The 18,808-nt window shown below is 67.9% G+C and carries 15 protein-coding genes and 2 tRNA genes; 8 read left to right on the top strand and 9 right to left on the bottom strand.

The window, feature by feature from the left end; all coding sequences use genetic code 11:
* Positions 1–5: 5 nt before the first annotated feature.
* A complete protein-coding gene (gene ileS / locus BM287_RS16960; RefSeq protein WP_090042054.1) occupies positions 6–3,374 on the bottom strand; it encodes an isoleucine--tRNA ligase in 3,369 nt (1,122 codons plus the stop codon).
* 405 nt (positions 3,375–3,779) lie between these two features.
* Positions 3,780–4,400, bottom strand: coding sequence for a TetR/AcrR family transcriptional regulator (locus BM287_RS16965; RefSeq protein ID WP_090042058.1), 621 nt, complete (start codon positions 4,398–4,400; stop codon positions 3,780–3,782).
* A gap of 66 nt (positions 4,401–4,466) precedes the next feature.
* On the opposite strand from BM287_RS16965, the gene BM287_RS16970 reads away from it, so the two are divergent.
* The 6 genes from BM287_RS16970 to BM287_RS16995 all read left to right on the top strand — a co-directional run bounded on the left by BM287_RS16970 (position 4,467) and on the right by BM287_RS16995 (position 11,960).
* Positions 4,467–5,789 carry an MFS transporter gene (locus BM287_RS16970; RefSeq protein ID WP_090042061.1) on the top strand — a complete coding sequence of 441 codons (1,323 nt, stop codon included), beginning with the start codon at positions 4,467–4,469 and terminating at the stop codon, positions 5,787–5,789.
* 82 nt (positions 5,790–5,871) lie between these two features.
* A complete protein-coding gene (gene valS, locus BM287_RS16975; protein WP_090042063.1) occupies positions 5,872–8,493 on the top strand; it encodes a valine--tRNA ligase in 2,622 nt (873 codons plus the stop codon).
* Positions 8,490–8,936: a GNAT family N-acetyltransferase gene (locus tag BM287_RS16980; RefSeq protein WP_090042065.1), complete on the top strand. Its 447-nt coding sequence runs from the start codon at positions 8,490–8,492 to the stop codon at positions 8,934–8,936. Before valS ends, BM287_RS16980 begins: the two co-directional genes overlap by 4 nt.
* A gap of 71 nt (positions 8,937–9,007) precedes the next feature.
* Positions 9,008–9,565 carry a GNAT family N-acetyltransferase gene (locus BM287_RS16985; protein WP_090042067.1) on the top strand — a complete coding sequence of 186 codons (558 nt, stop codon included), beginning with the start codon at positions 9,008–9,010 and terminating at the stop codon, positions 9,563–9,565.
* The gene (locus BM287_RS16990; RefSeq protein ID WP_090042069.1) at positions 9,565–9,837 is read left to right on the top strand and encodes a hypothetical protein; all 273 of its coding nucleotides are present in this window, start codon (positions 9,565–9,567) and stop codon (positions 9,835–9,837) included. The genes BM287_RS16985 and BM287_RS16990 overlap by 1 nt, the downstream gene beginning before the upstream one ends.
* Positions 9,838–9,908: 71 nt before the next feature.
* The gene (locus BM287_RS16995; protein ID WP_090042072.1) at positions 9,909–11,960 is read left to right on the top strand and encodes a M3 family metallopeptidase; all 2,052 of its coding nucleotides are present in this window, start codon (positions 9,909–9,911) and stop codon (positions 11,958–11,960) included.
* 18 nt (positions 11,961–11,978) lie between these two features.
* Here BM287_RS16995 and clpX read toward each other — a convergent pair whose 3' ends face one another.
* The 6 genes from clpX to BM287_RS17025 form a co-directional block, all read right to left on the bottom strand.
* Entirely contained in the window at positions 11,979–13,253 is a 1,275-nt protein-coding gene (gene clpX, locus BM287_RS17000) for an ATP-dependent Clp protease ATP-binding subunit ClpX (protein WP_090042074.1), read from the bottom strand.
* A gap of 136 nt (positions 13,254–13,389) precedes the next feature.
* Positions 13,390–14,133: an AAA family ATPase gene (locus tag BM287_RS17005; protein WP_090042076.1), complete on the bottom strand. Its 744-nt coding sequence runs from the start codon at positions 14,131–14,133 to the stop codon at positions 13,390–13,392.
* Between the two features lie 13 nt (positions 14,134–14,146).
* A complete protein-coding gene (locus BM287_RS17010; protein ID WP_090042079.1) occupies positions 14,147–14,815 on the bottom strand; it encodes an ATP-dependent Clp protease proteolytic subunit in 669 nt (222 codons plus the stop codon).
* Between the two features lie 31 nt (positions 14,816–14,846).
* Positions 14,847–15,440, bottom strand: a complete 594-nt coding sequence (locus tag BM287_RS17015) for an ATP-dependent Clp protease proteolytic subunit (protein ID WP_170857607.1) — start codon at positions 15,438–15,440, stop codon at positions 14,847–14,849.
* 204 nt (positions 15,441–15,644) lie between these two features.
* Entirely contained in the window at positions 15,645–17,090 is a 1,446-nt protein-coding gene (tig, locus tag BM287_RS17020) for a trigger factor (protein WP_090042081.1), read from the bottom strand.
* A gap of 60 nt (positions 17,091–17,150) precedes the next feature.
* A tRNA-Pro gene (locus tag BM287_RS17025) sits at positions 17,151–17,225 on the bottom strand.
* A gap of 119 nt (positions 17,226–17,344) precedes the next feature.
* Here BM287_RS17025 and BM287_RS17030 point away from each other — a divergent pair.
* Both BM287_RS17030 and BM287_RS17035 read left to right on the top strand, forming a co-directional pair.
* A tRNA-Gly gene (locus tag BM287_RS17030) sits at positions 17,345–17,418 on the top strand.
* A gap of 108 nt (positions 17,419–17,526) precedes the next feature.
* Complete coding sequence (locus BM287_RS17035; protein ID WP_090042084.1) at positions 17,527–18,465, top strand: toll/interleukin-1 receptor domain-containing protein; 939 nt, start codon at positions 17,527–17,529, stop codon at positions 18,463–18,465.
* Here the strand turns inward: BM287_RS17035 and BM287_RS17040 are convergent.
* The coding region (locus tag BM287_RS17040; RefSeq protein ID WP_139230724.1) for a transposase at positions 18,462–18,808 on the bottom strand (347 nt) is incomplete at its 5' end. The genes BM287_RS17035 and BM287_RS17040 overlap by 4 nt on opposite strands.

Here is an 18,808-nt window from a genome sequence, read left to right on the forward strand (position 1 = left end):
CAGCCTCATGACAGTTTGGTCACGCCCACGGTGAAGGCACCGGCGTTGGCGAATTGGCCGGCCCCGAACCGCTGCTCGAACGTCGCGCGGTCGTCGCCGGCGGCGGATGACGAGACGGCGGATGACGAGGCGGCGGATGAGGAGGCGTCGGCGGCCGACAGCTGCACGGCCAGTGCCAGCGTCTCCGCCGCGATGTCGACATCGACGGCGAGGTCGAGCGCGCGCGCGTCGTCCTCGTGCTCGAAGGCCAGGTCGAGGCGGATGCGGTCGCTCACGTCCAGCCCCGCTGCCTTCCGGGTGTCCTGCACGGCACGGATGACGTCCCGCGCAAGCCCTTCGGCCTCCAGCTCCCGCGTGGTCGCGGTGTCGAGCAGCACGAAGCCGCCGCCGGCGAGCAGCGCAAGAGCGGCGGTGCCGTCGCCGCCCGAGGCCGTCTCCAGGACGAGGTCGTACTCCCCCTCCTGCAGCTCGATGCCGCCGACCGTCACGACGCCGTCGATCTCCGTCCAGTCGCCCGCCCGGGCGGCCTGGATGACCTGCTGCACCTGCTTGCCGAGGCGCGGGCCTGCTGCGCGGGCGTTGACCGTCAGCCTGCTCGTGATGCCGTAGCGGGCGGCACTGTCGTCCTGCAGCTCCACGAGCTCCACCGACTTGATGTTGAGCTCGTCGCGCAGGATGCCTTCGAACGGACGCAGCGCCTCGGCGTTGGCCGCCACGACGGTCAGCGACGCGAGCGGGAGACGCACGCGCCGGCCGGCCTGCTTGCGCAGGGACAGCGCGGTGGAGCTGATCGCGCGGATGCGGTCCATCGCATCCACCAGGGCGTCGTCCGCCGGGAACTCGTCCGCGTGCGGCCAGTCGGTGAGGTGCACGCTGCGGCCGCCGGTGAGGTCCTTCCAGATCCGCTCGCTCACGAGCGGGAGGAGGGGCGCGGCGACGCGTGTGAACGTCTCCAGGACCGTATAGAGCGTGTCGAAGGCCTCCGACCCTGCTCCCGACTCGTCGACACCGGCCCAGAACCGGTCGCGCGAGCGCCGCACGTACCAGTTGGTGAGCACGTCGGCGAAGTCGCGCAGCTTGGCGGCGGCGAGGGTCGAGTCCAGCGCGTCGAGATCGGCGGTGACAGCCTCCACCAGGTCGCGCGTCTTGGCGAGCAGGTAGCGGTCGAGCACATCCGTGGATGCCGTGGACCGCTTGGCCTCGTAGCCCGTCGCGTTGGCGTACAGGGAGAAGAAGTACCACGTGTTCCACAGCGGGAGCAGGACCTGGCGGACCCCTTCGCGGATGCCCTCCTCGGTGACGACGAGGTTGCCGCCGCGCAGCACCGGGCTCGACATCAGGAACCAGCGCATCGCATCCGACCCGTCTCGGTCGAACACCTCGTTGACGTCCGGATAGTTGCGCAGGGACTTCGACATCTTCTGACCGTCGCTGCCGAGCACGATGCCGTGGCTGATGACGTTCTCGAACGCCGGGCGGTCGAACAGCGCGGTCGCGAGCGTGTGCAGCAGGTAGAACCAGCCGCGGGTCTGACCGATGTACTCGACGATGAAGTCCGCCGGGTTGTGGCTGTCGAACCAGTCCCGGTTCTCGAACGGGTAGTGCACCTGGGCGAACGGCATCGAGCCGGAGTCGAACCACACGTCCAGCACGTCCGGGATGCGGCGCATGGTCGAGCGGCCGGTCGGGTCGTCCGGGTTCGGGCGGGTCAGGTCGTCGATGAACGGCCGGTGCAGATCCGGCTCGCCCGCCGCGTTGAGCGGCAGGCGACCGAAGTCGCGCTCCAGCTCCGCGAGCGACCCGTACACATCCACTCGCGGATAGGCCGGGTCGTCGCTCTTCCACACGGGGATGGGCGATCCGAAGTAGCGGTTCCGCGACACCGACCAGTCGCGGGCGCCGGCCAGCCACTTGCCGAACTGGCCGTCCTTGACGTTCTCGGGCACCCAGGTGATCTGCTGGTTGAGCTCGCCCATCCGGTCGCGGAAGTCCGTGACGCGCACGAACCAGCTCGACACCGCCTTGTAGATGAGCGGATTGCGGCAGCGCCAGCAGTGCGGGTACGAGTGCTCGTAGCTCGCCTGGCGGAGCAGCCGGCCCTCCTCCTTCAGCATCCGGGTGAGGGGCTTGTTGGCGTCGAAGACCTGCAGGCCGGCGACCTCCGCGACGTCCGGCAGGAACCTCCCGCCGTCGTCCACCGAGATGATGACCGGGATGCCGGCCTTCTCGGTGACCCGCTGGTCGTCCTCGCCGTAGGCGGGCGCCTGGTGGACGATACCCGTGCCGTCCTCGACCGTGACGTAGTCGTCGACGAGGATGCGCCACGCGTTCTGGGTGCCCCACTTCTCGGTGTCGGCGTAGAAGTCCCAGAGGCGGTCGTACTCGACGCCCTCGAGCTCGGCGCCGCGGACCGTGCCGGAGACGGCGGCCAGGGCGTCGGCGGCCGACTCGTAGCCGAGGTCCTTGGCGTAGTTGCCGACCAGGCTGGTCGCGAGCAGGTAGCGCCCGCTCAGCACCTGCTGGCCGGGCTCGCCGTACGAGTCGGCGGCGCCGTTCGGGCCGGACGGGACGACCGCGTACTCGATGCCGGGACCGACGGCGAGGGCGAGGTTCGTCGGCAGGGTCCACGGCGTCGTGGTCCAGGCGAGAGCGCGCACCCCCGTGAGGCCCAGGGACTCCGCTTTGGCGCCGACCAGAGGGAAGGTCACGGTGACCGTCTGGTCCTGCCGCATCTTGTAGACGTCGTCGTCCATCCGCAGCTCGTGATTGGACAGCGGGGTCTGGTCGCGCCAGCAGTACGGGAGCACGCGGTAGCCCTCATAGGCGAGGCCCTTCTCGTGCAGCTGCTTGAATGCCCAGATGACCGACTCCATGTAGGTGGTGTCGAGCGTCTTGTAGTCGTTGTCGAAGTCGACCCAGCGCGCCTGGCGGGTGACGTACTCGCGCCACTCGCGGGTGTAGCGCAGCACCGAGTCCTTCGCGGCCTGGTTGAAGGCGGCGAGCCCCATCTCCTCGATCTGGCTCTTGTCGGTGATGCCGAGCTGCCGCTCCGCTTCGAGCTCGGCGGGGAGGCCGTGGGTGTCCCATCCGAAGCGGCGTTCCACCTTCTTGCCGCGCATCGTCTGGAAGCGCGGGAAGACGTCCTTCGCGTAGCCGGTCAGCAGATGGCCGTAGTGCGGAAGGCCGTTGGCGAAGGGAGGGCCGTCGTAGAAGACCCACTCCTCGGCGTCGTGCCGGTTATCGATGGAGGCGCGGAAGGTCCCGTCCTGCTCCCAGAACTTCAGGACATCGGTCTCGATCTCGGGGAAGACCGGGCTCGCGCTGACGTCGGGGCGCTGCGACTCATCGTCCGCGGCGGACTTGGGGTACGGCATCTCACTCCTGGCAGGTTCTCGTGCTGCACGAGGACGCCGGACGTTCGCACGCCCGTCGCGGTACCACCCCGCTTGCCCCACCCGCCGCCGGTGCCGGACGGAGCCTCTCATTCTTCGGCTGTGACGGGCCGGACCCGTTCGGTTCTAGTGAGCGCCGCTTGCGCGACGGCCGTTCTTCCGAAGACTCGCCGGTGATGGCCGGGTCAGTGTCTGTGCGTCCATCGTACCGGGTCCGGGGCTCGCCCGTCCCGTTCGCGAGCGAATGCGGTGGTTCGTCACGACTGCGGGTGCTCGCGCAGCTGCAATCGTGACGAACCACCGCAGTCGCAGCGAGGCCGCAGCCGCGGCGAGGGGATGTCGCGAGGCGAGGAGCCGTGACGCGAGGAGTCGTGACGCAAGGAGCCGTCAGGCGAGGAGGCCGGCGTAGCCGGCGCAGACCGGCGCGACGGCCTCCCGGACGAGCGGGGTGAGCGGACCGCGGCGCACGCCCGCCCGGGCCCACGCGGCGGCAGCGGAGACGGCGGCGCCGACGACGGCGGTGGCCGCAGCACGCGGAAGCAGAGCGTCCGCCGACGCACCCGTTCGCGCGGCGAGGAACGAGTGGAGGCTGCGCACCAGCCCCAGAAACCGCGGCAGCGCCGAGGCCTGCAGCTCCGCGTCGGTCCCCATGAGCTCGACCTGCGTGACCGCGAGCGGAAGGCGTCCGGGACCGAAGGAGCCGGCGAGGCGCGTGATCGCCTCGAGCACCGCCTCCATCGGCGGGAGCGCCGGGTCGACGTCGGCGGCGGCCGCATCGAATGCAGCGAGCGCCTCATCCACCTCCAGCCAGAGGAGGTCGCTCTTGGCGGCGAAGTAGTTGAAGAAGGTGGCCCGGCTGACGCCGGCGCGCCGCGCGATGTCGTCGACGGTGGTGCGGGCGTAGGTCTGCTCGAGGAACAGTTCGGCGGCCGCCTCGGCGATCATGCCGCGCGAGGAGGACCGCGGACGACCGGAGCCGGACGGTCGCCTGGAATGCGGGAGAGCCATCCTGCGTTCCCCCCTCGTGCAATTATTGGACCCGGTCCACATATTAATCCGTTCCGAAGGACACCTGTGACTACCACCATCAGCCCCGTCCGCAGCGAGACCGACCGCCCGGGGATCACCCCGGGGACCGCACGCCGCGTCACCATCGCATCGTTCGTCGGAACGGCGCTCGAGTCGTACGACTTCTACCTCTACGCGTACTTCGCCGCGTTCTTCGTCGGCCCGCTGTTCTTCTCCCCGCTCGGTTCGTTCGGGGGCACGCTCGCGGGCTTCCTGGCCATCGCCGCCGGCTTCGTCATCCGGCCGATCGGCGCGATCGTGTTCGGGAACCTGGGCGACCGGATCGGACGCCGACCGACCCTGCTGATCACCATCCTGCTCATGGGCATCAGCACGGGACTGGTGGGCGTGCTGCCGACGTATGCGGCGGCCGGATGGTTCGGCGCGATCGCGATCGTGCTGCTGCGTCTGGTGCAGGGCTTCTCGGTCGGCGGCGAGTGGGGCGGCTCCATCCTCCTCGCTACGGAGTACGCCAACCCGAAGCGTCGCGGATTCTATGCGGCACTCCCCCAGCTCGGCTCGCCGGTGGGCTCCATCCTGAGCGCCGTGGTGTTCATCGTGCTGACCCTGAACATGTCGTCGGCCGACCTCGCGTCGTGGGGATGGCGGATCCCGTTCCTGACGGCGTTCCCGCTGCTGCTGGTCTCGCTCTACCTGCGCTGGTCGATCGACGAGACCCCGGTGTTCCGCAAGCTCCTGGAGACCGGGACGCGCGACCGCTTCCCGATCGTCGATGTGTTCGTGAAGGCTCCGGCCGGGTTCGTGATCGGGATCGGCGCGGCCATCCTCGGAATCGGCTCCTACTCCCTGATGAACACCTACATGGTCGGCTACGGCACGGCGGTGCTCAAGTTCCCCTACCAGGACCTCCTGGTGGCGACCACGATCGGCGGCCTGCTCCAGCTGGTGACCATCCCGCTGTTCGGGCTGTGGGCCAACCGGATCGGGTCCGCGCGGGTCGTCGCCATCGGCGCGATCGGGACGCTGATCGTCGCGTTCCCGATGTACTTCCTGCTGCAGTACGCGACCTTCGGGATCCTCGTCGGCAGCATGATCGTCGGCGGCATCCTGCCGACGCTCGCGTGGGCGGGACTCGGCGGGCTGATGTCCGACCTGTTCCCGAGCGAGATCCGCTACAGCGGGCTGTCGGTCGCGTACAGCATCGCGGCGCTGCTGACCTCGTTCGTGCCTGCGCTCACCCAGGTGTTCGGCCAGGCCACCGGCAACGCCTGGTGGCACCCCGGCATCGTGCTCGCGGTCATGTCCGCGATCACCCTGGTCGCCGCCCTCTACGCCGCGCGGAGGAAGCCCATCGTCGACGAGGTGTGAGCGCTTTCGGTACGCTTGACGGGATCCCACACTCAGGCACCCCGTGGACACGGTGCCGCACATATCGACTCGGAGGACCCTCATGAGCGCGCACAGCGTACCCGACAAGCCCGCCCTGGAGGGACTGGAGTCGAAGTGGGGTGAGCGCTGGCAGGCCGACGGCACGTTCCGGTTCGACCGGGATGCGGCGCTCGCGGCCGGCCGCGACGGGGTCTATTCGATCGACACGCCGCCGCCGACGGCCTCCGGGTCGCTGCACATCGGCCACGTCTTCAGCTACACGCACACGGACGTCGTGGCGCGCTTCCACCGCATGCGCGGCCGGAAGGTGTTCTACCCGATGGGCTGGGACGACAACGGGCTGCCGACCGAGCGGCGCGTCCAGAACTATTACGGCGTCCGCTGCGACCCGTCGCTCCCCTACGACCCCGACTTCGTCGCTCCTTTCGAGGGCGGAGACAACAAGAGCACGAAGGCCGCCGACCAGAAGCCGATCTCGCGCCGCAACTTCATCGAGCTGTGCGAGCGGCTGACGGTCGAGGACGAGAAGCAGTTCGAGGCGCTGTGGCGGATGCTCGGCCTGTCCGTCGACTGGTCGCAGACCTACCGGACCATCGGCCACGACTCGCTGCGCGTCTCGCAGCTCGCGTTCCTGCGCAACATCGAGCGCGGGGAGGCCTACCAGGCGCTGGCGCCGACCCTGTGGGACATCACGTTCCGCACGGCCGTCGCGCAGGCCGAGCTGGAGGACCGCGAACAGCCGAGCGCCTACCACCGGGTGACCTTCCACGGCCCCGCCGGTCCCGTCTTCATCGAGACGACCCGGCCGGAGCTGCTGCCCGCCTGCGTCGCGCTGGTCGCGCATCCCGACGACGAGCGCTACCAGCCGCTGTTCGGGACGACCGTGCGCACCCCGCTGTTCGACGTGGAGGTGCCGGTCGTCGCCCACCACCTGGCCCAGCCGGACAAGGGATCGGGCATCGCCATGATCTGCACGTTCGGCGACATCACCGACGTGACCTGGTGGCGGGAGCTCGACCTGCCCAACCGGACGATCATCGGCTTCGACGGCCGCATCCTCCCGGAGCCGCCCGAGGCGATCACGACGGAGGCCGGCAGGGCGGCCTACGCGGAGCTCGCCGGCAAGACGGTGTTCTCGGCCAAGCAGGCGGTCGTCGAGCTGCTGCGCGCCTCCGGCGACCTCGTCGGCGAGCCCAAGCCCATCCAGCACCCGGTCAAGTTCTTCGAGAAGGGCGACCGCGCGCTCGAGATCGTCTCGACCCGCCAGTGGTACGTGAAGAACGGGGCGCGCGACGAGGAGCTGCGACAGCGGCTGATCGAGCTCGGCCGCGAGATCGACTGGCACCCCGACTTCATGCGGATCCGCTACGAGAACTGGGTGAACGGCCTCACCGGCGACTGGCTGATCTCGCGCCAGCGCTTCTTCGGCGTGCCCATCCCGATCTGGTATCCGTTGGACGCCGACGGCGATCCGGTCTTCGACCAGCCGATCCTGCCGGCCGAGGACCAGCTCCCGGTCGACCCGTCCTCGGACACCGCGCCCGGCTTCGACGAGGCGCAGCGCGGCCAGGCGGGTGGATTCATCGGCGAGCACGACGTGATGGACACCTGGATGACGTCCTCGCTCACGCCGCAGCTCGCCGGAGGCTGGAAGCGCGGCCCGGACGGGGCCGACGACGAGCTGTTCGACGTCGTGTTCCCCTTCGACCTGCGCCCGCAGGGCCAGGACATCATCCGGACCTGGCTGTTCTCGACGTTGCTGCGCGCGAAGCTGGAGGCGGATGTCGCACCCTGGCGCAACGCCGCCCTCTCCGGCTTCATCGTCGACCCGGACCGCAAGAAGATGTCGAAGTCCAAGGGCAACGTGGTCACGCCCGCCGACATCCTCGAGCGGCACGGATCCGACGCGGTGCGCTACTGGGCCGCCTCCAGCCGCCTGGGCACCGACGCGTCGTTCGATCCGCAGAATCCGACGCAGATCAAGATCGGCCGTCGGCTCGCGATCAAGCTGCTCAACGCGGCCAAGTTCATCCTCGGATTCGACGAGCCCGCCTCGCTCGACCTCGATCAGGTGACCAGCCCGCTCGACCGCAGCATGCTCCAGAACCTCGCGGGCGTGGTCGCCGATGCCACGGCCGCGCTCGAGGGCTACGACCACGCCCGGGCGCTGGAGATCACCGAGACGTTCTTCTGGACGTTCTGCGACGACTACCTCGAGCTCGTGAAGGAGCGTGCGTACGGCGAGGCGAGCGCCGAGCAGGTCTCGGCCCTCGTCGCACTCCGAATCGCCCTGTCGGCCTTCCTGCGGCTGCTCGCGCCGGTGCTGCCGTTCGCGGCGGAGGAGGCGTGGAGCTGGTTCCAGGAGGGATCGGTCCACGTCGCCGCCTGGCCGCAGGCGACCGAAACGGCACAGGAGTGGAGCTCCGACCGCGAGGTCCTGGCGATCGTGGGCCGGGCCCTGACCGGGATCCGCGGAGCCAAGACCGCGGCGAAGGCATCGCAGCGCACCCCGGTCGATTCGGCCGTCATCGCCGGACCTCCCGCCGAGATCGCGGCCGTCGAGGCCGCAGCGGGCGATCTCCGCTCGGTGGGCAGAATCGACGACCTGCGGTTCGCCTCCGCAGATGAGCTGGTGGTCACCGATATCGTGCTGGCCACGGCCCCGAGCGAGGAGGAACGATGACGGTGAACGTCAGACCGGTGCAGGACAACGAGTTCTTCACCTGGCTCGACCTCTACGCGGGTTACGGCGACTTCTACGAGAATCCGGTGACGGACGAGAAGGCGCTCCTGGTCTGGAGCTGGATCTCCGACCCCGGGAACGAGCTGGAGGCGTACTTCGCCGTCGACGAGGACGGCGTTCCCATCGGGCTGGCGCACGTGCGCGAGTTCGCCCGTCCCCTCGACGGGAGCAAAGGTCTGTACCTCGACGACCTGTTCGTGGCACCCGGTGCGCGCGGCGCGGGAGCCGGCTCGGCACTGCTGGATGCGCTGCGCCAGGCCGCCAAGGATCGCGGCCTCTCGGTCGTGCGCTGGATCACGGCGAAGGACAACGCGACGGCGCGGCGCCTGTACGACAGGTTCGCTAAGAAGACCAGCTGGGTCACCTACGACCTCGTCCCCTGAACCTGACCGTTATATGGTCGGAGCACGCACCGGATTCACGACCGGGCGCGCCCATGCGAACGGAGGAATCCATGTCGATCGAGGTTCGACCGGTCAGGGACGGCGATTTCTTCGCCTGGCTCGATGTCTACGCGAAGTATGCCGAGTTCTATGACACTCAGCTGACCGACCAGAAAGCCCTTCTGCTGTGGTCCTGGCTCACGGACGCGGATCACGAGGAGAACGGCTACGTGGCCGTCGATGGCGAACGCGTGCTCGGCCTCGCCCACGTGCGGGAGTTCGCCCGCCCGCTGGAAGGGGACCGAGGACTGTTCCTCGACGACCTGTTCGTACTCGACAGCGAGCGGGGCCGGGGAGTGGGCGCCGCGCTCATCCAGAAGGCACGATCGCTCGCCGAGGAGCGCGGACTCGGGGTGGTCCAGTGGATCACCGCGCAGGACAACACGACGGCGCAGAAGCTCTACGACGACGTCGCGACCCGCACATCGTGGGTCACCTACGAGATCGATCTGACGAAATCCCGCACGAGCGGACAGGGCGGCGAACCGGCGGAGAGTGCCGGTGCGTCGGGCGGGCCGTCCGAGACCGGGGACGCAGAAGCGGCCCACACGACGGCGGGCCGCGGCTGATGCAGCTCGGAACCCGCTGGGCCGTCGGAGAACAGGCCCCCGCCTCCCTGCCCGAGGTCGTCGCCTTCGCCGTGCAGACGGTCGAGGAGGAGCTGGTCGCCACCGACGTCGAGACCACCGGCTGGAACTGGACGCTCACCTGGCTCGAGGCGAAGCCGGTCGTCACGCTCGACGACGGCACCGAGATCCACTACAACCCGCAGGAGGACTCGGCGACCATCACGCAGCCGGTCGAGGTCGACACGTCGGACTACGACGTGGACGAGGCGTAGCGCGGGTCGACAGCTCGTACGCAGCCAGCTGACGCTGCCATCCGGCCACTCGGGTTGTCTAGGCTGAGGAGATGGCCGACACCGCAAATCCCTTCTTCTCGCCGAGTACGCTCCCCTACCAGCTGCCGCCCTTCGCGGAGATCCGGGATGAGCACTACCGGCCGGCCTTCGAGCATGGCTTCCAGGAGCAGCTGGCCGAGATCGAAGCGATCGTCACCTCCGACGAGCCCGCCACGTTCGAGAACACGATGCTCCCCCTGGAGCGGTCGGGTCAGACGCTCAGCCGGGTGGCGGAGGTCTTCTTCAACAAGAGCTCCTCGGACAGCACCGACTTCACGAACGACCTGGAGGAGGAGATCGCTCCCCTCCTCTCCGCGCACCATGACGCCATCCGCCTGAATCCCGCGCTGTACGCGCGCATCGCGTCGCTTCACGAGCGCCTCGACGAGCTGGGGCTCGACGCGGAGTCGCGCTACCTCGTCGAGCGGTATCACACCGAGTTCACCCTCGCCGGCGCCGGGCTGGACGAGGCGGACAAGGAGCGGCTGCGCGAGTACAACCAACGCCTGTCCACCCTCACCACGCGCTTCGAGAAGAACCTCCTCGCCGACACCAACGACCTCGCCGTCGTGTTCGACTCCGCGGACGAGCTCGCGGGTCTCGGCGAAGGCGAGCTCTCCGCCGCCGCACAGGCGGCCGCCGATCGCGGACTCGACGGAAAGTACGTGGTCACCCTCGTGCTGCCCACCGGCCACCCGTGGCTCGCCGACCTCACGCGGCGGGAGGCGCGCGAACGCATCATGAGCGCCTCCCGTGCCCGAGGAATCCGCGGCGGGGACCACGACAACCGCGACCTCGTGCTCGAGATCACGCGGCTTCGCGCCGAGCGCGCCCGTCTGCTCGGCTTCGACACCCACGCCGCCTACGTCACAGCCGATCAGACCGCCCGCACGCCGGGGGCCGTCGCGGACATGCTCGGGCGACTCGCGCCGGCTGCCGCCCGCAACGCCCGCGCCGAACAGGCCGACCTGCAGCGGCAGCTGGATGACCGCGCCGGCGAGGCGGACACGGTGCGGGCCTGGGACTGGGCGTACCTGACCGGTAAGGTCCGCGCCGAGAAGTACGACGTCGACCTGGCCGCGATGCGCCCCTACTTCGAAGCCGAACGCGTGCTGCACGATGGCGTGTTCTTCGCGGCGAACCGCCTCTACGGCCTCACCTTCGCCGAGCGCCCCGACCTCGTCGCGTACCACCCGGAGGCTCGCGTCTTCGAGGTCCGCAACGAGGACGGGTCGGAGCTGGGGCTCTACCTCCTCGACCTCTACACGCGCGACTCGAAACGCGGCGGCGCGTGGATGAACAACCTGGTCGCGCAGTCCGCTCTGCTCGACACGCCGACGGTCGTCGTCAACAACCTCAACGTGCCGAAGCCCGGCGCCGGCGAGCCGACACTCCTCACCTACGATGAGACGAACACGCTCTTCCACGAGTTCGGGCATGCGCTGCACGGCCTGTTCGCCCGGGTCACGTATCCGAAGTTCGCCGGAACGAACGTCTTCCGCGACTTCGTCGAGTTCCCGAGCCAGGTCAACGAGATGTGGATGCTGTGGCCGGAAGTCCTCGAGAACTACGCCGTCCACTACACGACGGGCGAACGGATGCCGCAGGAGCTGGTCGATAAGTTGCACGCCTCGGAGTCGTTCAACCAGGGCTTCGCGACGAGCGAGTACCTCGCCGCCGTCCTGCTCGACCAGGCATGGCACCGCATCACCGCCGATGACACGGTCACCGATGTTCCGGCCTTCGAGGCGGACGCTCTGACGAGCGTCGGCCTCGACAATCCCGCCGTGCCGCCGCGCTACTCGAGCACCTACTTCGCGCACACGTTCTCCGGTGGCTACGACGCCGGCTACTACTCGTACATCTGGAGCGAGGTACTCGACGCCGACACGGTCGAGTGGTTCCGTGAGAACGGTGGGCTGACCAGGGCCAACGGCGATCGCTTCCGCTCACGGCTGCTCGGCGTCGGAGGCTCCAAGGATCCGCTCAAGGCGTACCGCGACTTCCGCGGACGGGATGCGGAGATCGAGCCGCTGCTCAAGCGCCGCGGCCTGAACGGCTGAGCTACCGGCCGGCCTGGATCAGGCCGACTTCTCCTCGCGACGCGGACGATGCGGGACGATGGTCGGCGCTGCGTTCTCGAGCACCACCTCCTTCGTCACGACCACCCGGGCCACCTCGGAGCTGGACGGCACCTCGAACATGATCGGGCCGAGCACCTCCTCCATGATGGCGCGGAGCCCGCGTGCACCGGTCTTGCGAAGCACGGCCAGGTCGGCGATGGACTCGAGAGCGTCGTGCTCGAACTCGAGCTGCACGCCGTCGAGCTCGAACATCCGCTGATACTGCCGGACCAGCGCGTTCTTCGGCTCGCTGAGGATCTGCATGAGCGCATCCTGGTCGAGCGGCGTCACGGTGGTCACGACCGGGAGGCGGCCGATGAACTCCGGGATCAGACCGAACTTGTGCAGGTCCTCCGGCAGGACCTCGCTGAAGAGGTTGATGTCATCGCCCTTGGAGTGCAGCGGGGCGCCGAAGCCGATGCCCTTCTTGCCGGCCCGCGAGGAGATGATCTCTTCGAGGCCCGCGAACGCGCCGGCCACGATGAAGAGCACGTTCGTGGTGTCGATCTGAATGAATTCCTGATGGGGATGCTTGCGGCCGCCCTGCGGGGGAACCGAGGCGACAGTACCCTCCAGGATCTTCAGCAGCGCCTGCTGCACGCCCTCGCCGGACACGTCCCTCGTGATCGACGGGTTCTCGGCCTTGCGGGCGATCTTGTCGACCTCGTCGATGTAGATGATGCCGGTCTCAGCGCGCTTGACGTCGTAGTCCGCTGCCTGGATGAGCTTCAGCAGGATGTTCTCGACGTCTTCGCCTACGTAGCCGGCCTCCGTCAGCGCCGTGGCATCCGCTACGGCGAACGGCACGTTGAGCCGGCGGGCGAGCGTCTGCGCGAGGTAGGTCTTGCCGCATCCGGTCGGGCCGATCAGCAGGATGTTGGACTTCGCGATCTCGACGTCGTCCATCGCATCGGCAGCCGTGATGGTCTGCTTGGCACGAACCCGCTTGTAGTGGTTGTAGACCGCCACGGCCAGAGCCCGCTTGGCCGCCTCCTGGCCGATGACGTACTCCTCCAGGAACCCGAAGATCTCCTTCGGCTTCGGAAGGTCGAACTCGCTCGACGCCTCCTCGCCCGCCTCGGCGAGCCGCTCCTCGATGATCTCGTTGCAGAGCTCGACGCATTCGTCGCAGATGTACACGCCTGGACCGGCGATCAGCTGCTGCACCTGCTTCTGGCTCTTGCCGCAGAAGGAACACTTGAGCAGATCGGCGCTTTCCCCGATGCGTGCCATCCCTCTCCCCACCTTCGTCGTGTCTGTTCCGTCGAGCCTAACCCGCGCTGCCGACAATGGCGCGCACCTCGCACCTAATTGCTTCACGCGGCGATTCTGCTCGCAGCAGATCGGTCCGGTTCCTAGAGCGTCCAGGTCACAGCAGGTGACGGAAGTAGCGCTCGGGTGCGTCCAGGAACGACCGCCAGTGCGTGACGATCTCCAGGTCCTCCCACCGCGACTCGCGCATCCCCCACTCGCCCAGCTCCAGGATGTGCGCTCCGGGCAGCGCGGCCAGGATCGGCGAGTGCGTCGCGCACAGCACCTGCGTGCCGCGTCGCACCATGTCGTTCAGCTCGGAGAGCCACGTGAGGGTGGATCCGAACGAGAGCGCCGCCTCGGGCTCGTCCAGGCAGGCGAAGCCGGTGACGTGGAACGGGTTGTTGAGCTTGTTGACCAGGAGATCGTTGAACGACTCGCCGTGGCTGAGGGAGTGGAGGTGCCCGCCCGGGCCGCCCAGCGACTCCAGGTAGGTGTAGTACCCGTGCATCGTCTCGGCGCGGAGGAAGAAGCCCCACTTGGGCGTTCCGAGGCTGCGTTCCGTGCGCAGCCAGCCGCCGAGCGGCGACTCGCTGGGTCGCGTGACGTGCGACCCGTTCGTGCTGCCGCCCTCCGGCGGCATCCCGTATGCCGTCGCGATGCCCTCGATGATGGTCGACTTGCCGCTCCCGTTCTCGCCCACCAGGAAGGTCACGCCATGCGGCAGTTCCAAGCCCTCGCTCAGCAACTGGGCGACGGCCGGGATCGACGCCGGCCAGACCGACGGGTCGAAGACCGCCTCCGGGTCGGCGTAGAGACGACGAACGGGGCGGTCATCGAAGAGACCGCCCCGTTCCGCCATGCAGCGAAGGCTACTACTTGACCAGTGCCGGCAGCTGCTTGCGGCTGGTGAGCACCTGGTCGATCAGGCCGTACTCGAGGGCCTCGTCCGCTGACAGGATCTTGTCGCGGTCGATGTCCTTGTTGACCTGCTCCACCGAGCGGTTGGAGTGCCGCGAGAGCGTCTCCTCCAGCCAGGTGCGCATGCGCATGATCTCGTTCGCCTGGATCTCGATGTCCGACGCCTGGCCCTGGCCGGCCTCGCCGACGGCGGGCTGGTGGATCAGGATGCGCGCGTTCGGCAGCGCCAGGCGCTTGCCCGGCGTGCCGGCGGCGGTCAGCACAGCGGCGGCCGAGGCGGCCTGGCCGAGCACGACCGTCTGGATCTGCGGACGGATGTACAGCATCGTGTCGTAGATCGCCGTCATCGCGGTGAACGAGCCACCGGGCGAGTTGATGTACATGACAATGTCGCGGTCCGGGTCCTGGCTCTCGAGCACGAGGAGCTGGGCCATGATGTCGTCGGCCGAGGCGTCATCCACCTGGACGCCGAGGAAGATGATGCGGTCCTCGAAGAGCTTCGCGTACGGGTCCTGCCGCTTGTAGCCGTAGGCCGTGCGCTCCTCGAAGCTGGGGAGGATGTAGCGGGCGCCGGGCGCCTGGACGCCACCGAAGGCCTGACCGCCGAGCATTGGAGTGTTCATTGAAGTTTGTCCTTGTCCTTCCAGCGGCCTGCTACTTGGATCCCGCGTCGGTGCCGCCGCCGCCGGAGACGTCGAGCGCCGATTCGCGGATGTGGTCGACGAATCCGTACTCCAGCGCCTCCTGGGCGGTGAACCAGCGGTCGCGGTCTCCGTCGGCGTTGACCTGCTCGACGGACTTGCCCGTCGCCTCCGCCGTGATCTCGGCCAGGCGGTTCTTCATGTCGACGATCAGCTGAGCCTGAGTCTGGATGTCGCTGGCGGTCCCGCCGAAGCCGCCGTGCGGCTGGTGCAGCAGAACGCGCGCGTTCGGGGTGATGTAGCGCTTGCCCTTCGTGCCGGACGTGAGGAGCAGCTGCCCCATCGACGCCGCCATGCCGATCCCGACGGTGACGATGTCGTTCGGGACGAACTGCATCGTGTCGTAGATGGCCATACCGGCGGTGATCGACCCGCCCGGAGAGTTGATGTAGAGGTAGATGTCCCGCTTGGGGTCCTCTGCGGCCAGGAGCAGCAGCTTCGCGGCGATCTCGTTCGCGTTCTCGTCCCGGACCTCAGAACCGAGCCAGATGATGCGGTCCTTCAGCAGTCTGTCGAACACGCTGGGCTGGAAACCCATGTCGGCCATATTCGCTCCATTTCCTTTGTCGCTTGGGATCGAATCTATCGGAGTGCCGAGCGCATTTCGGTGCTGTTCGCCCTCGGCAGAGTGCGGCGCCCGCACGGGGGCGGTCGTCGCCGGCGTCCCCTCCTTCGGTGCGGGCCCGGGACGCACGGAAGCCGGGCCACGCGGAGTGCGTGGGCCCGGCTTCGGTGTGAGTTCCGGCGACGGTTACTGAGCGCCGGCCTTCTTCTTGGTGGAGCGCTTCTTGGGCTTCTCGTCGGCGGCCGGAGCCTCGTCGGCGGTGGCCTCTGGCGTCTCGTCGGCAGCGGCGTCGGCCTGCGGCGCGTCCGTCTGCGGCTCGTCCGTCTGCGGCTCGTCGGTGTGGGGCTCCTCCGCGTCGGCGATGGCCGTGAACTCGGCCAGGTCGACCGGCTTGCCGTTGCTGTCGACGACCTTCACCTTGCCGAGGACGATCGCGAGCGCCTTGTTGCGGGCGACTTCGCCGACCATCGACGGGATCTGGCCGTTCTCCGAGAGGATCTTCACGAACTCGTTCGGGTCCATCCCGTACTGGGCGGCTCCCTGCACGAGGTACTGCGTGAGCTCGTCCTGGCTGACCTTGACGTCGTTCTGCTGCGCGACCTCGTCGAGGAGGATCTGCGTGCGGAAGGTCTTCTCGCTGGACTCGGTCACCTCGGCGCGGTGGACGTCGTCCTCGAGGCGGTTCTCCTGCTCCAGGTGGCGGTGCACCTCGTCCTCGACGAGCTGCGCCGGGACCGGGATCTCGACCAGCTCGAGGAGCTTGTCGACCAGCTGGTCGCGGGCCGACGTGCCCTGCGCGAAGACCTTCGAGCGCTCGACCTGGCCGCGGAGGCTCTGACGCAGCTCTCCGATGGTGTCGAACTCGCTGGCGATCTGGGCGAAGTCGTCGTCGGCCTCGGGGAGCTCGCGCTCCTTGACGGCGTTCAGCGTGACGGTGATCTGTGCGTTCTCACCCTCGTGGTCGCCGCCCATGAGCGGTGCCTCGAACGTGGTGGTCTCGCCGGCGGTGAGCGTGTCGAGCGCCTCGTCGATGCCTTCGATGAGCTCGCCCGAACCGATCTCGTACGAGATGTTCGCTGCGGTGTCGACCTCCTCGTCGCCGATCACGGCGACCAGGTCGATCTGGGCGAAGTCGCCCTGCTTGGCGGGACGGTCCACCGTGACGAGGGTGCCGAAGCGGCTGCGGAGCTGGTCCAGCTCCTCCTCGACGTCGTCGACGCCGACCTCGGCCGCATCCACCGTGATGGTGATGTCGTCGAAGTCGGGGAGGGCCACCTCGGGGCGCACATCCACCTCGATGGTGAGGAGCAGGTCGCCCGAGAAGTCCTTCTCGTTCGGCCACTCCGTGATGTCCGCCTCCGGGCGGCCGAGGGGACGCACGTCGTTCTCCTCCACCGCGAGGCGGTAGAAGCCGTCGAGGCCCTCGTTGACCGCGTGCTCCAGGACGGCGGCCTTGCCGACCCGCTGGTCGATGATGGGCGGCGGCACCTTGCCCTTGCGGAAACCGGGGATGGTCACCTGCTCGGCGATGTGCTCGTACGCGTGCTTGATGGAAGGCTCCAGCTCCTCCGGCGTCACCGAGATGGTGAGCTTGGTGCGGGTGGGGCTGAGCTTCTCGACCGTGGTCTTCACGATGTCTGGGTTCTCCTGAATGTTCGAACGGTGGTCTTCTCGCAAGGAACGAGGTCCTCGTCGGGGCGACAGGATTCGAACCTGCGACCTCCCGCTCCCAAAGCGGGCGCTCTAGCCAAGCTGAGCTACGCCCCGGCTTCAACGGTGCGAAAGACCAGGGGCAAGTCTACTGCACGCGGGGTGCCGCGCGCGTGTACTACGATGGTCGACGGCCGCAGCATGGAACGCGGCCACGGCGCCGCAGCAGCGGCCCCGGGGATGTAGCTCAATGGTAGAGCCTCAGTCTTCCAAACTGATTACGCGGGTTCGATTCCCGTCATCCCCTCCATTACGGACACTGAGCGAGCGGCCCATCGAGCGAAACGCTCCGGAACGCGATCCCCGTCAAAACCCCGTGTTGATTACCTTCCCTCGTTGACCGTGGCATGCTTCGAGCATGAAGGCCGGTGAACGAATCCCGCTTATCAAGGCAGCGGCGGACGCCCTGTTGGCTCAGTTCGATGACGCTCTTCTAGTGCTCGGCCAGTTTGGCATTGATACCGAGGGCTGGAGTTGGTACGACTCGGACGATAGCCGCCGCAAGTTCCTACTAGGCACGATTCAAACTGCCACGGACACGCAGCTCATCGACCTTCATGACTTCCTAATCGGGAGCGATCAGGCTCCCGTGTCCGTTTCTGCGGACGACGATCCGTGGACAGAACTGCCGATTCGAGTCTTTCTCTCACACAAATGGGAAGACGCTGAGTGGGTAACCGCGCTGCGGTCGAATTTGGCGAAGTACGGAATCAGCGCCTTCGTAGCACACAAAGACATCACCCCGTCAAAGCACTGGCGTGAGGTGATTAAGGCGGGACTTCGAAGCTGCCACATGATGGTGGCAGTGCTGCACGACGACTTCCACACGAGCCAGTGGTGCGATCAAGAAGTCGGCTGGGCGCTTGGGCGAGGCATTCCGATCGCAACCGTAAGACGCACACTGGAATTCGATCGCGGGGAGGACGGCTTTCTCGAGGAAGTACAAGACATCCAACTGGACCCAGGGAAGGCCTCCGGTGAGATGCGAGCGGCGCAGGAAATTTTCCGGGCCGCCATCCGTACCGTGAAGCCGCCCGAGCTCGTTCGGCGCGCGATTGCGGAGGCACTAGTCACGTCTCCGTCCTTCGAGAACTCCCGAAACCTCTTCCCCGCGATACAGCGACAAGACCAATGGGAGCAGGAGAGCTTGGACCGCCTTAAGTACGCGGTTCAGACGAACCGCCAGGTCTACGAAGCGCGGGTAACGGATCAGCCTCTCCCCGCCCTGATCCAGGACATTGTGGACCAGTACGAGCCCAAGCCAACCGTCTGGACCACCGAGGAGACACCGTTCTAGGGCGTGTCTCCTAATTGGTGGGTCCAGGCGATGACGGCGTTGAGGACTGCTGCAGATCGGTAGACGGTTGCGAGTTTGTCGTAGCGGGTGGCGATGCCGCGCCATTGCTTGAGTGCGGCGAAGCGGCGTTCGATAACGTTGCGGCCCCGGTAGTCGTCTCGGTCGTAGCTGACGGGTCGTCCGCCTCGGGATCCGCGGCGGAGGCGGTGGCCGATCTGGTCTGATGGTTGCGGGATGACCGCTTGGATGCCGCGGTCGCGCAGGTGCTGGCGGATCGCTCGGGACGAGTAGGCCTTGTCGCCGCGGAGCCGGTCGGGCCGGGTCCTGGGCCGGCCGGCGGGAC

The organism is Leifsonia sp. CL147, from assembly GCF_900114565.1.
Classification (GTDB): domain Bacteria; phylum Actinomycetota; class Actinomycetes; order Actinomycetales; family Microbacteriaceae; genus Leifsonia.